This is a genomic window from Streptosporangium sp. NPDC006013 (assembly GCF_040614275.1).
Classification (GTDB): Bacteria; Actinomycetota; Actinomycetes; order Streptosporangiales; family Streptosporangiaceae; genus Streptosporangium.
Genome location: NZ_JBEXUE010000061.1, coordinates 1 through 11,312 on the forward strand (window position 1 = coordinate 1; position 11,312 = coordinate 11,312).

At 67.9% G+C, this 11,312-nt stretch carries 16 protein-coding genes; 6 read left to right on the forward strand and 10 right to left on the reverse strand.

Translation table 11 applies throughout. From position 1 onward, the window contains the following. The 4 genes from ABZ260_RS12455 to ABZ260_RS12470 form a co-directional block, all read left to right on the forward strand. The coding region (locus ABZ260_RS12455) for a hypothetical protein (RefSeq protein WP_355616098.1) at window positions 1-180 on the forward strand (180 nt) is incomplete at its 5' end. A 148-nt stretch (window positions 181-328) separates the two neighbouring features. After that, a complete protein-coding gene (locus ABZ260_RS12460) occupies window positions 329-799 on the forward strand; it encodes a hypothetical protein (protein ID WP_355616100.1) in 471 nt (156 codons plus the stop codon). Window positions 800-913: 114 nt separating this feature from the next. Then, window positions 914-1,051, forward strand: a complete 138-nt coding sequence (locus tag ABZ260_RS12465; protein WP_355616102.1) for a hypothetical protein — start codon at window positions 914-916, stop codon at window positions 1,049-1,051. Between the two features lie 21 nt (window positions 1,052-1,072). Further along, on the forward strand, window positions 1,073-1,678 hold the full coding sequence (locus ABZ260_RS12470) for a DUF1707 domain-containing protein (RefSeq protein WP_355616104.1): 606 nt from the start codon (window positions 1,073-1,075) through the stop codon (window positions 1,676-1,678). Window positions 1,679-1,955: 277 nt separating this feature from the next. Here ABZ260_RS12470 and prfH read toward each other — a convergent pair whose 3' ends face one another. From prfH to ABZ260_RS12500, 6 genes are all read right to left on the reverse strand, one after another. After that, entirely contained in the window at window positions 1,956-2,615 is a 660-nt protein-coding gene (gene prfH, locus ABZ260_RS12475; RefSeq protein WP_355616106.1) for a peptide chain release factor H, read from the reverse strand. Next, window positions 2,612-3,802 carry an RNA ligase RtcB family protein gene (locus tag ABZ260_RS12480; RefSeq protein WP_355616115.1) on the reverse strand — a complete coding sequence of 397 codons (1,191 nt, stop codon included), beginning with the start codon at window positions 3,800-3,802 and terminating at the stop codon, window positions 2,612-2,614. The genes prfH and ABZ260_RS12480 overlap by 4 nt, the downstream gene beginning before the upstream one ends. Before the next feature lie 409 nt (window positions 3,803-4,211). Next, complete coding sequence (locus ABZ260_RS12485; protein ID WP_355616118.1) at window positions 4,212-5,024, reverse strand: helix-turn-helix domain-containing protein; 813 nt, start codon at window positions 5,022-5,024, stop codon at window positions 4,212-4,214. Window positions 5,025-5,069: 45 nt separating this feature from the next. Then, the gene (locus tag ABZ260_RS12490; RefSeq protein ID WP_355616120.1) at window positions 5,070-5,906 is read right to left on the reverse strand and encodes an alpha/beta hydrolase; all 837 of its coding nucleotides are present in this window, start codon (window positions 5,904-5,906) and stop codon (window positions 5,070-5,072) included. Then, window positions 5,903-6,250, reverse strand: coding sequence for an exonuclease domain-containing protein (locus ABZ260_RS12495; protein WP_355616122.1), 348 nt, complete (start codon window positions 6,248-6,250; stop codon window positions 5,903-5,905). The genes ABZ260_RS12490 and ABZ260_RS12495 overlap by 4 nt, the downstream gene beginning before the upstream one ends. Before the next feature lie 59 nt (window positions 6,251-6,309). Then, window positions 6,310-6,885 carry a helix-turn-helix domain-containing protein gene (locus ABZ260_RS12500; RefSeq protein ID WP_355616124.1) on the reverse strand — a complete coding sequence of 192 codons (576 nt, stop codon included), beginning with the start codon at window positions 6,883-6,885 and terminating at the stop codon, window positions 6,310-6,312. A 119-nt stretch (window positions 6,886-7,004) separates the two neighbouring features. Between ABZ260_RS12500 and ABZ260_RS12505 the strand changes: the two genes are divergently transcribed. After that, window positions 7,005-8,174, forward strand: coding sequence for a cytochrome P450 (locus ABZ260_RS12505; RefSeq protein WP_355616127.1), 1,170 nt, complete (start codon window positions 7,005-7,007; stop codon window positions 8,172-8,174). Here ABZ260_RS12505 and ABZ260_RS12510 read toward each other — a convergent pair. Beyond that, window positions 8,115-8,900 carry a class I SAM-dependent methyltransferase gene (locus ABZ260_RS12510; RefSeq protein WP_355616129.1) on the reverse strand — a complete coding sequence of 262 codons (786 nt, stop codon included), beginning with the start codon at window positions 8,898-8,900 and terminating at the stop codon, window positions 8,115-8,117. The two genes, ABZ260_RS12505 and ABZ260_RS12510, sit on opposite strands and share 60 nt — an antisense overlap. A gap of 40 nt (window positions 8,901-8,940) precedes the next feature. On the opposite strand from ABZ260_RS12510, the gene ABZ260_RS12515 reads away from it, so the two are divergent. Next, window positions 8,941-9,255 carry a sulfurtransferase TusA family protein gene (locus ABZ260_RS12515; RefSeq protein WP_355616131.1) on the forward strand — a complete coding sequence of 105 codons (315 nt, stop codon included), beginning with the start codon at window positions 8,941-8,943 and terminating at the stop codon, window positions 9,253-9,255. Window positions 9,256-9,292: 37 nt separating this feature from the next. Here ABZ260_RS12515 and ABZ260_RS12520 read toward each other — a convergent pair whose 3' ends face one another. Genes ABZ260_RS12520 through ABZ260_RS12530 form a run of 3 tightly spaced genes read right to left on the reverse strand, consistent with a single transcriptional unit; the run spans window position 9,293 to window position 11,311 of the window. Then, on the reverse strand, window positions 9,293-10,495 hold the full coding sequence (locus ABZ260_RS12520) for a DUF6596 domain-containing protein (protein WP_355616133.1): 1,203 nt from the start codon (window positions 10,493-10,495) through the stop codon (window positions 9,293-9,295). 8 nt (window positions 10,496-10,503) lie between these two features. Next, window positions 10,504-10,845 carry a YciI family protein gene (locus ABZ260_RS12525; RefSeq protein ID WP_355616135.1) on the reverse strand — a complete coding sequence of 114 codons (342 nt, stop codon included), beginning with the start codon at window positions 10,843-10,845 and terminating at the stop codon, window positions 10,504-10,506. Window positions 10,846-10,900: 55 nt separating this feature from the next. Next, on the reverse strand, window positions 10,901-11,311 hold the full coding sequence (locus ABZ260_RS12530) for a VOC family protein (RefSeq protein WP_355616137.1): 411 nt from the start codon (window positions 11,309-11,311) through the stop codon (window positions 10,901-10,903). Window position 11,312 lies beyond the last annotated feature (1 nt).

Genomic DNA, 11,312 nt, shown 5'->3' on the forward strand with positions numbered 1-11,312 from the left:
GCGCTGGCGGCGAGCGCCGCCCTGACCGGCACCGGGCACGAGAACGCGACCTACGAGCTGCACGCCCTCGCTGCCAGGCCGAGCCCGCTCCCCGGCCTGCCGCCACGCGGCCGGCCCTTCGCCGGCATCCAACCGATCAGATGTGCCCTGAGTGCGCCCTGCGCTCGTAGATCTGGGTGATCTCCGATGCGTGATCAGGGCACCTGGGAAAACAGTTCGATCATGGGATGAGCAGTGGTTACGCTTGCGGGCGTCTCGCGTCACTTCTCACTGCTTTTGGTACTCCCACAGAACAGCGACGGAACAGAACAGAAGCTTGGAGGCGCCCGTGACGATGCCCAGGAAGGGCTCACGGCCCATCAGCGTCGACGGCACCGCCTTCCGCTGGCGGATCCGGCACAAGCCCACCTACCACCAGGGCAACAGCTGGAGTCCCCTCACCGTCACCGTTGAGCGGACCGAGGAGCCGGGGCGTGTTCTCGTGGTGTCCCTTCCCTGCGCCCGGCCGGACAACTGGCTCGGAGAACGGACGATCGCGGTCCGCCCCGCCCTCGTCGCCGGATGCATCCGGCGAGCCGTCGAACAGGGATGGAACCCCGGGCAACCGGGCTCGGCATTCACCCTCACCGTCACCGAGGACGAACTGGCCGTGCTCCTGGGCGAACCGCCTCAGTACCTGATCCCCTTCCTCTGGGGCATGATCCCCGAAGGCGGAGGCATCGAGGACCTCCCTCGATGCACCGAAATCTGGAGCCGGGACAAGCAGAACACCAGCCAGGCGCCTTCTAACGATCCGTAGGGAAGGGCGGCATGCATGTCACACAGCTCGTCCCCTGTTCAGGAGATAGATACGGGTCGGTGCCGTGTGATCGCGTAAGACGGTGTCGCTGTACAGCGTTCCTCCTGTAGGACCATGTCCTCATGCCGGGGCGACCAGCAGGAGGAGCGGGTCTCATCGCTGCACCTGCTGAAGGCCGCCGAGCGGATCGTCGAGGCCGCGGGCGAGCTGGAGGTGACCGAACACCCCTTGGCAAGCTCCCCGTCAGGATGAATGAGAACTATCGTGGCCAGCATGGAAAATCCCCCTCAGCGTAGGGACTCCCAGATGTCGCACCTGCGCGCCTCGGACAGCAATAGGGAGCAGGTCAGCACCATGCTCGGTGAAGCCCTGAGCACCGGTCAGCTGAGCCACGAGGAGTACTCCGAGCGCCTGGACCGGCTCTACCAGGCCAAGACCGTGGGGGAGCTCGAGGTCCTCACCCGCGACCTACAGGTCGACCGGCACCGTCCGGCCGCGAACCCGGTGTCCTACCTGCCGGATGCGAGCTCCAAGCCCGAGAACATCGTCGCCATCTTCGGCGGTGCCGAGCGCAAGGGCCGCTGGCGGGTACGGCGGCGGACCAAAGCGCTGGCCGTCTTCGGCGGCCTGCGGTTTGACCTGACCGACGCCGAGTTCGAGGCAAAAGAGGTCGAGATCACGATCAACGCGATCTTCGGCGGGGCCGAGATCATCGTGCCCGAGGGGACGGAGGTGCGCTGCCACGGCGTCGGCATCTTCGGCGGCTTCGACGTGCACAGCAGCCCGGACGTCGACCCGTCGGCGCCGGTGGTCGTGGTGAGGGGCCTGGCGCTGTTCGGCGGAGTGAGCGGTAAGGCCCGGCGCCGACGTGAGCGCTGAGCGACGTGCCCGGGGCGCTTCGAAGCTGAGCCGGGCTTTTGGCGTTCACTGGTTCTCATCGTTTCGCGCTGTATCTCGTGCCCATGTGCCCTGGGTGTGCCCTGTGCTCCCAGGCTTGGGGGCCTCCACGGTTGCGTCCGCTCTCGGTGAGCTTCCTTGGGCTGCTCACGGCGCAGGGTACCGCGACCGTGCCGGCAGGTCCTCACCGCACGTGCTTTTGCCCTGGCGATTCTGGGTGCGATCCTCCTTCTGCGGTAGGGCATGGTCGGGTGGACTGTCACGGTCGTCGGCGCGTCTGCTCCTGTGAAGCCAGGTCCTGCTTCGGCGTTTCCGGACGTTCGATACGGGTGGGGTTGCCGCGTACGAGCTCATCGTGGACGCGCCAGCGGGCGGTGGTGACGGCACGCCCTGCCGTCTCGTCGCCGTCCTCGATGCGCTGTCGCAGCAGCCGCATGGCGATGCGGCGGTTGAGGCTGAACTGCCGCTCGGTGTCGACCACGACGACGATCCCCGAGGGCCGGTGGGTCGCCCGTACCGCCGTGCTGGCCTTGTTTCGATGTTGACCGCCGGGGCCGCCGGTGCGGCAGGCGACGATGTCGACGTCCGCCTCCGCGAACGTCGTGCGCGGGGTGTCGACCTGGCACGGTTGGGCGATGACGTACCAGTTCTTTCGGCCTGTGCCGGCCCGGTAGGGGCTGGGGGCCTGCCAGCACAGGGTTCCGGTCCACGAGGCGGCGAACGCCTCGGCACCGGCTCCTGAGATCCGGATCAGAACCGATCGGTAGGTGTCGGGCCGGTCACCGGGAACGGTCTCGGCCCGATGGGTCTCCAGGTTCTGCCGGGTGGCGTCGGCTTCCAGGCGGCGCAGCAGCCGGGCCAGCGCCCAGGCGCACTCCTGCGGGCCACGCCCGGCCGACAGGAGCAGGTGGACGCTCACCGCGCGCCTCGCTTGCGGCGCTGGTCCCGCCGGGGCGTGGATCCGAGATCGGGCGTCTTGTAGGTGACCAGAGGGACCGTGGTGGCCACGGGCGTGGCCAGGTCATGGTCGACGAGGTCGGCGATCACCTGCTCGATGCGCTTGTAGGCCGTCGGCGCCTCCTCGAAGAGCAGCTGGCGGTCTCCGCACACCACCAGCGACCCCACCGGCGTGCGGCGCAGCTCCTCGACCGTGTGCTTGGCCCGGCCCCGGCGCAGGGCGTCCGCACGCGACATCTTGCGGCCCGCGCCGTGCGCGACGGAATGGTTGGCGTCCGGCCCGGCGTGGGCGGCCACGAGGTAGGAGGGGGTGCCTCGCGTACCGGCGATGAGCACGTCGCGGCCGTCACCCGGCGCCGCCCCCTTGCGGTGCAGGTAGACCCCGTCGCGAACCTCGACCAGGTTGTGGCACTGGTCGACGAGCGGCTCGGCAGGCTCGGCCCCCAGGGCATGGGCGACCCGGGCGGCCATCAACCGCCGGTTGAGCGATCCCCAGCGTACGGCGTCGTCATGCATCGCCAGGTAGGCGCCGGGATCAGGGGCGGGGCCCGCGCCGTGGACCGCGGTGTGCGCCCGCAGGATCTGTTCGCCCAGCCCTCGGGAACCGCTGTGGACGATGAGAACCAGGTCGCCGTCGGCGAGTCCGAGGCGGCTCGCGTGGCCCGGCTCGAAGACGGTCCCGATCCGCGCCAGCTCGACGAAGTGATTGCCCCGGCCGACCGTCCCGAGGCCCTCGACGTGACCGGCGGGGATATCGCCCTTCACAACGGCCCAGGCCGGGTCGTCGGCATCTTGCTCGGGATCCAGCGCGCGATCGAGGTCGGGGAAGCGGGCGGCGAGCTTCTCGGGTACGGCGCGCTTGAGCTTCATGGGGAACACGGCGATGCCGCAACCGATGTCGGAGCCCACCAGGAACGGGTACAGCACGGTCGATGCCATGGCGGCGCCGATGGGAGCGCCCTTGCCGGGGTGCAGGTCCGGCATGGCGGCGACGTGCACCATGCCGTCGAGGGCGGCCACCTGGTGGCACTGCGCGAGGGCGTCGGACTCGATCCAGCTCGCGGAGGAGGCGAACACGGTGACGGTGGCCGACCCCGTGGCCGTGGTGGACGGCGGCAGGGACTCCTGCCGGGAGTGTTGCTGAGACAAAAGGCTCTCTTCCCTCAAAGGGGTATGGGTTGACAGCATTGCGGGGCGCGTCGGCGCCGTGGCATCTCGGAGTGGCGGGGTGCTGTCCGTCAGAGCGTCATGGACACCACGTTCCCTGAGCCCACCACGCGAGGCAAGCGGTTTTCGGCCGTACGGATCTGTATGCCTGCACTCACCGCCATCTCATGGCGTGTGCATTGCCGCGGTCAACACGCCGGCGTCCGGGCTGCGGGGGGGGGAGCTCACTTCCATGAAGACGGTCCACGGCTTCGAGCCATCAGGCATCGAAGCCGTGTGTCAGGCGTCACTGGCCATGGCGCGGAACATCACACTCGATGAGTACGGACACGGCGATATGCCCTGACCGACAATCTCCGGCCATGCTCGTGCTGACACCGTGGGATGCCCGTCATGGCCGGGTCGGCGATGAAGCCGGCCATGCGACGTCGTCGATCGCGAGCCATGGCGCGACGGCCACGGCCGTGAGCGTGAGCCCGGCGAACGCCTTGACCTCGCGGTGGAGATGTGACTGGTCGACGTAGCCGGTCTGGGTGGCGACGCTGGCGGCGGCGTGACCCGCCGCGAGAAGGTGGGCGGCGTGGTCGAAGCGCACGAGTTGGGCGGTGCGTTTGGGGGTGATGCCGAGCTGGGACCGGAAGCGGGACCACAGGCGCTTGCGGCTCCAGCCGACCTCGTCCGCCAGGCCGTCGATCCGCACTCGCCCCCGGCTGGTGAGCGTCCGCCGCCAGGTGTAGGCGACCTCCGGATCGACCGGCGGGCGGTCGCCCAGCCGACGGTTGAGGATTTCGACCGCGATCGTGAACCGTTCGTCCCACGACGCGGCGGCGCGCAGCCTGTCCTCGGCTCGCCCGGCGTCACGGCCCCAGACATCCTTGAGGGATACCACCGTCCCACTGAGCTCGGCCGATGTGCCGAGCACCGCACCCGCCACGACCGGCTCCAGCCGGATCTGGAGGCACTCGCCAACCCCAGAGCCGGCTGCCCGAAGATCGCCAGGGAGGAGCCCGACGACGACACTGCCGCGCTCGCGCCGGCCATGAATGTCGTAAACGATGCCTTCTCCCTCGCTCAGATCGACGATCAGGGTGACGGATGGGTGCGCGACCATGGCGATGTCCACGAGTCCGGGGGCACGATGGCGGAACCCGGCCATGGTGACCCCCGGCAGCCGACCTGACAGGCGCGGGACTGCGACGTCCACCGCCGCCCAGGGGAATGGCGTCCCGGTCGACAACACGTGACCAGTCTAGGCCTCAGGGATCATGGGCGGGCTGTCAGCGGCCGTTGTCGTGAAGCCCAGCAGCAGTTCGCTGGTCGTCTCGGGCGCTTCCAACATGGGTAGGTGCCCGACGCCGGGCAGCAGCTCGACCCGCGCGTTCGGCACCGCGTCGTACTGGTGCGCCGACGACGGCTCCCAACGGGGGTCGGCAGCGCCGAAGATCACCAGCACGGGGACCTCGAGGGCGGCGAGACGCTCGGGCACGCCCCGCTCGGCGATGTACGCGGTGTTCCGGCGCAGCACCGTCCTCATCGCGCGGTAGGTGATCCCCCGCACCTCGGCGACCACCTCGTCCGGGACGTCCACCGGGCGAGCGGCCGTCGCGCTGATCCCTCTGCGGATCATCGCATCCGAACGCCTCGGCCACAGGAGCGGGCCCAAAGGCGGGGCCAACAGGACCCGAAGGATGAACGGCTGCCGAAGGAGCGCATCGGGACTCGGGCCGCTGCTGATCAGTACGAGCGAACCCACCAGGTCGGGACGTTGTTCGGCAAGCGCGGTGGCGACGTAGCCGCCGCTGGAGTGCCCGACCACGGCGACTTGACGAAGGCCGAGCTCGTCGAGCAGCGCCGCCACCTGGCCCGCCTGCGCGGGCACGTCGTACGACGGCGCGGGCGGGGACTGGCCGCAGCCCGGGAGGTCGACCCGGATGACGTGATGACGGTCGGCCAGTGCCGGGACCACCGGGCTCCAGGTGCCGCTCGAGGCCCCCGATCCGTGGATGAGCAACAGCGGCCGCGCCTGCCGCGGGCCGTCGTGGACCACGTACATCCCATGCGAATGCTCAACGTCGTACTCACTCATGCAGAGAATATGCATGGGCGGTCGACTATCGGTCTTGGACAAATGTTCCCGCGGAGTCGACACCGACGGCTCTCGCTCTGGCGACCGCTCGTTCGCCATCTCACCTGCCCGTAGGAGGGAACCCGGCATCTGAGCCGCGGATCGATGAGCGTGGAGTACTCATCGAGAATGACCCCGTCGCCTCGCATTCGCACGATGCCAATCTCGCAAACGCGCGAACCCTTCCCTGGATACAGCCCCGTGGTCTCCACATCCAAAACTGCGAAGGTCAAGTTCCGCGGATCGGCACCCGCCACGCGAGTGAGCTGGCCGTAGGCAAACATGGCGCGTAGTCCTCCACCCATGAACTTTTGGAACGAAATAATGGCAGACGGACATAGCCATCGAGGCGAAATCGAACTCGCTAGCTGTCTGCGGCCGCTGCCGACTCGTCCACATTGGGATGCGCGGCGGCGATGGCGCCGTGAATGATCTGACGGATTCGTTCGGGGGCCTGGCCTGGCTCGGGCTGGCCGGCATCCAGCCAGGCAATCACTGCCTCAATGGTCAGCGTAGGAATCAGACGCGATGCCCATTCCAGCCATGGTCCTGCGGGGATGCGCTTGGCCAGGTTCTTCTGCGCGACCTCTGTGGAGGTTGCGGTGATGAGGTCGACGAATTCGCGAAACTCGGGCTCTCGGGCGGCGTAGCGGAACAAGAGCCGGAACCCGTCGGGGTCGGCGGCCGCAGCGCGCAGTAGAGCGGGGATGGCGTCGTCGTCAAAGTCGTCGGTACCGGTCTGCTCGGCCAACCGCTCGCAGGCACGCTCCAGCACGGCCCTGTACAAGGCAGCCTTGGAGTCGAAGTGCCGATAAAGGATCACGTGGCTGATACCGGCCTCTAAGGCGACGTCATCGAGGCCGGTCCCGGCGAACCCGGCACGAGCGAACGCACGCGTGGCGGCATCGAGAATCTGCTCACGCCGCTCGGCGCGGCGCATTCGCCGAGCCGGTTCCGCTCCTACCATCGATCCGCACCTCCACTTGTTAAAGCCATCCTATACAAGTCACTTTGTTAAAGCTATCTTAAACAAGATGGCTTGAGCTTAGGAGGCCGAGGATGACGGTGCAGTTGCCGTTCGAACAGACTCATCCGTTAAAGGTGGCGCCGCTGTTGCGCCAGCTGCAGAGGGACGGCGTGATCCACCGGATCCGCACGGCGGTGGGACATGAGGCCTGGTTGGTCACGGGCTACGAGCAGGTACGCGCGCTACTGGCGGACGACCGACTCGGCCGCTCTCACCCGGACCCCGACAACGCCGCCCGCACAGGTGAGTCGGCACTGTTCGGCGGGCCGCTGGGAAACTACGACAGTGAAGCGGCCGACAGCGCCCGGATGCGCACCCTGCTTCAGCCGCACTTCTCCCCCAAGCGCATGCGCGCCTTCCGGTCGCGAGTGGAAGAGCTGACTACGCGACTGCTCGACGACCTGGCCGAGCACGGATCACCTGCGGACCTACATCAAGCACTCGCGCTTCCGCTGCCCATCCTGGTGATCTGCGAGCTGCTCGGCGTGCCGTACGCCGACCGCGAGCAGTTCCGCGCCTGGACCGAGGCCGCCGGCGACGTGCGCGACCGGGCCCGCTCCGAGTCAGGGCTGGGTGAACTGTTCGGCTACGGCCAGCAGTTGGTGGCCCGGAAGCGTAAGGAGCCCGGCGACGACTTCATCTCCCGCATGTGCGCCTCTGGCGAGGTGAGCGATGACGAGGTCGCGATGATGTCGATGTTCATGCTGTTCGCCGGGCATGAGACCACCGTCGTGGCGATCGGCATGGGCGCACTGTGCCTGTTGACCAACCCGGGCCAGCAGCAGACGCTGGCCGACGACCCAAGCCTGGTCACCAGCGCGGTGGAGGAGATGCTGCGCACGCAGGGCACAGGCGGGGGCGGCATCCCCCGCTACGCCCGCACCGATCTGCAGATCGGCGATGTGACCGTACGGGCGGGTGAGCTGGTACTACTCGACAGCGGCGCCGCCAACCACGACGCCGCGGTCTTCTCCGAGCCAGATCGCTTCGACGTCACACGGCATGCCGTACCTCATCTGACGTTCGGGCACGGCGGCCACTACTGCATCGGCGCTCCGCTGGCGCGCATGGAGTTGCAAGCCGTCTTCTCTCAGCTGCTCGCGTGTTTCCCGCAGATGCGGCTGGCCGTACCGGTCGAAGAACTACGGGTGCGCGCCGACGTCCTGACCGGCGGCCTGGTCGCCCTGCCGGTGGAATGGTGAGGGCCATGTCCAAGCAGGCAAGTGATGTACCCCGAGTTCGGTGGAGTCGGTTTGGGTGACGCGCCATAGGCGGCGGGGCAGTTCGCCCTCCTCGAACGGGTGGATCTGCGGGGTGCTCCAATCGTGGGCCAGTACATCGACCAGCGCGCGGTCGAAGAAGTGCACCGCGAAACCGCCATGTTCGAAGATGCCATCACCGTGGGCAATGCCGGCACCGTAGTGAGCGTCTCCCGTGTGGCGCACGGTGTAAACGAAGATCCCACCTGGGCGCAGCACCCGTCGCACCTCGCCGACCAGAGCGCGAATCTGCGCTGTCGACAGTGCCATGCACAACAACATGTGCGCGTAGACCGCATCCACCGACTCGTCGAGCAGCGGGAGCGCCTCGCGCACGTCATGCACCAACGTGGCCACCCGATCGCCCAGGCTGGCGTGCTCGGCAGTGAGGCGTAGCTGTTCCAGGCCGTGCGGGCTGAAGTCGGTGGCCTGAACGGCAAAGCCGCACCGAGCGAAGTACAGGGCGTCTCGCCCGTGGCCGGCACCCAACTCCAGGACCGACCTCGCCCCGGCGGCGGCGAACACCCCAGTGGCATACACGGCCGGCGCCGATGGCTGATCGCCGTACATGTCAGGGTGGGCGGTGTAGGTGCGCTGCCAATGCTCACGCTGAGCCGCCGCCAGGTCCCCGCTTTGCCCGGCCCCTGGCCTGCTCGTTGCCTCGTCCATCGTGCTTCCTAGACTATTTCCGCCGAACCCTAGGAGGAACATGCCACCACCTGAGGAGACACAGAGCCGCAGCTACGACCGGGAGCCGATCGTGCTCGACGGCGGCGATCGCCGATGCGTCCAGCTGTTGATCGAGCTACGCCGCCTGGTCGACGGCCTGGAACCGGGCACCGTCGTTCACCTGATCACCGGCGACCCGGCTGCCCCGATCGACCTGCCCGCCTGGTGCCACCTGACCGGCCACACCTACCTAGGCCCGCGTCCCACGAGCACGCGACCCACCTACGCCGTGCAGGTCCGCTCCAACCCTCGGGCAACGCACGCGCACGCGCCCTGGCATCTCCACGACACCTGAACTCCGGATACGGGCGGCTCGGCGACTACGCCGTGGGTCATGTCCAACTGAGCCGTTCCTCCAGCAACGCCTGCTGGGCGGGATTGGCGGTCAACCTCAACGCGCGTTCGTCGGCCTGACGGGCCTCCTGCGGCCGTCCCAGAGCGCGCAACAGTTCGGCGTGAGTGGCATGCAAAAGCGGATAGCGCTCCAACACGTCCGCAAGATTCTTCAACTCGTCCAGAGCGGCTTCCGGTCCCTTCACGTATTGCAGAGCGATCGCGCGGTGCAACCGGGTGACCGGGGAAGGCGCCAGGTACAGCAGCATGTCGTAGAGCACGACGATCTGCGCCCAGTCGGTGTCCTCCCAACGCTGCGCCTCGGCATGACAAGCCACGATCGCCGCCTGCACCTGATACGGGCCAGGCCGGCGGTGTCTGCGCGCCGCACGCACGAGCAGAGCGGAAGCCGCCTGGATGGCCTCGTGATCCCACAAAGAGCGGTCCTGATCGGGCAGAAGGACCAGACGTCCGCCGGTGTCGAAACGGGCCTCTCCCCGCGCCCGGTGCAACCGGATGAGCGTCAGCAGGCCGATCACCTCCGGCTCATCGGGAGCCAGGCCCGCCAGAAGTGCGGCCAGCCATTCGGCATCGTCGACCAGGTCCCGGGCTTGGGCGCGCTCTGCCGTGCTGGACAGATAGCCCTCGTTGAACAGCAGGTAGATGACAGCCAGCACCTCCCTCAACCGCTCGGGCAAGTCCTCAGGAGTTGGGACCCGGTAGGGAATTCCGGCTTCGGCGATCTTCTTCTTGGCTCGGGTGATCCGTTGCGCCACCGTGGCCTCCGGCACCACGAGTCCCGCGGCGATCTGTGCGGTACTCAGCCCGCACACCACCCGCAGCGTCAAAGCGATCTGCGCCGACCGTGACAGCGCCGGATGGCAGCAGGTGAAGATCAGCTGGAGTCGTTCATCCGGCCTGGGCGGCACTGGCCACTGCAACCGGGCCAACTTGGCGCGGTAGTTGGATTCCCGGCGCAGTACGTCCAGGCCGCGGCGGCGGGCCACAGTGAACAGCCAAGCATCCGGCCGGTCCGGGACGCCCTCGACAGGCCACCGTTGCAAGGCCACCTCGATCGCGTCCTGGACCAGGTCCTCGGCGGCGGAGAAGTCGCCCAGCAGCGAGACCAGGGACGCGGCCAGCCGGCCCGCGTGCTCGCGCACCACGCGGGCCAGCACCTCATGCGACACAGGCTCGTTCACCAGCTAGCTCACGAGGCGGGGCGGATCTCCACCACAGGGCAGGCCGGCCAAGACCTGGCGACCTTCAGGGCCTCATCGAGGTCGGCGACCTCGATTTCGGCGAATCCGCTGACCACCTCCTTGCCCTCCACGAACGGCCCGTCCGTGATGACCGGCTCGCCGGCGCCCTGCAACCGCATCGTGGTGGCGGTGTGCACCGGAGCCAGGTGAGCGTGGTGGGTGATCTTGTCGGCGTGCTCGGCGAACCAGCGGCCCACAGCTTCGAATGCCGCGTCCCGCTCCAGCTCGCCCATGGCCTGCAACTCCTTAGCGAACTGCTCTGTCTCGACGAACATCAGCACGTACTTCACGATGCCTGGCTCCTTGTGTCTGTCCAGCCTGGGTCTGATGAGTGGGTGGGTCGTCTCACGTGGACGGCAGAGCCGCATACAGGTCGACGCCGTTTCCGTCCGGATCCAGCACGGTGGCGTACCGCATGCCCCAGAACGCATCGAACGGCTCGGCGAGCCCCCGATACCCAGCCTGGACCAGCTCGGCGTACTTGGCGTCGACTTCGGCCGGTGCAGGAAACTCGAAGCAGAGCAGGTTGCCCGGACCGCCGGTCGGACGGGTCCAGCCCGGCAGGAAGGGCGTGCGGAAGGCCTCGTTATCCAACATCACGTGGAACCCGCCCGGCAGATCGCAGGCGGCGTGTTCGGGCGAGTGGGGGTCGATCTTGAAGTCGAGCCCCAGGTGGGCGTAGAAGGCGATCGCCGCGTCCATGTCGGATACCACGATGTCGATCGTGTTCATCGTCGGGATCACGAGGTACTCCATT

Coding starts and splice junctions, on each gene's coding strand:
- ABZ260_RS12470 (WP_355616104.1), top strand. CDS start 1,073: ATGGAAAATCCCCCTCAGCGTAGGGACTCCCAGATGTCGCACCTGCGC.
- ABZ260_RS12465 (WP_355616102.1), top strand. CDS start 914: ATGTCCTCATGCCGGGGCGACCAGCAGGAGGAGCGGGTCTCATCGCTG.
- ABZ260_RS12500 (WP_355616124.1), bottom strand. CDS start 6,885: ATGCGCCGCGCCGAGCGGCGTGAGCAGATTCTCGATGCCGCCACGCGT.
- ABZ260_RS12495 (WP_355616122.1), bottom strand. CDS start 6,250: ATGGGTGGAGGACTACGCGCCATGTTTGCCTACGGCCAGCTCACTCGC.
- ABZ260_RS12530 (WP_355616137.1), bottom strand. CDS start 11,311: ATGGAGTACCTCGTGATCCCGACGATGAACACGATCGACATCGTGGTA.
- ABZ260_RS12505 (WP_355616127.1), top strand. CDS start 7,005: ATGACGGTGCAGTTGCCGTTCGAACAGACTCATCCGTTAAAGGTGGCG.
- ABZ260_RS12490 (WP_355616120.1), bottom strand. CDS start 5,906: ATGAGTGAGTACGACGTTGAGCATTCGCATGGGATGTACGTGGTCCAC.
- ABZ260_RS12515 (WP_355616131.1), top strand. CDS start 8,941: ATGCCACCACCTGAGGAGACACAGAGCCGCAGCTACGACCGGGAGCCG.
- ABZ260_RS12510 (WP_355616129.1), bottom strand. CDS start 8,900: ATGGACGAGGCAACGAGCAGGCCAGGGGCCGGGCAAAGCGGGGACCTG.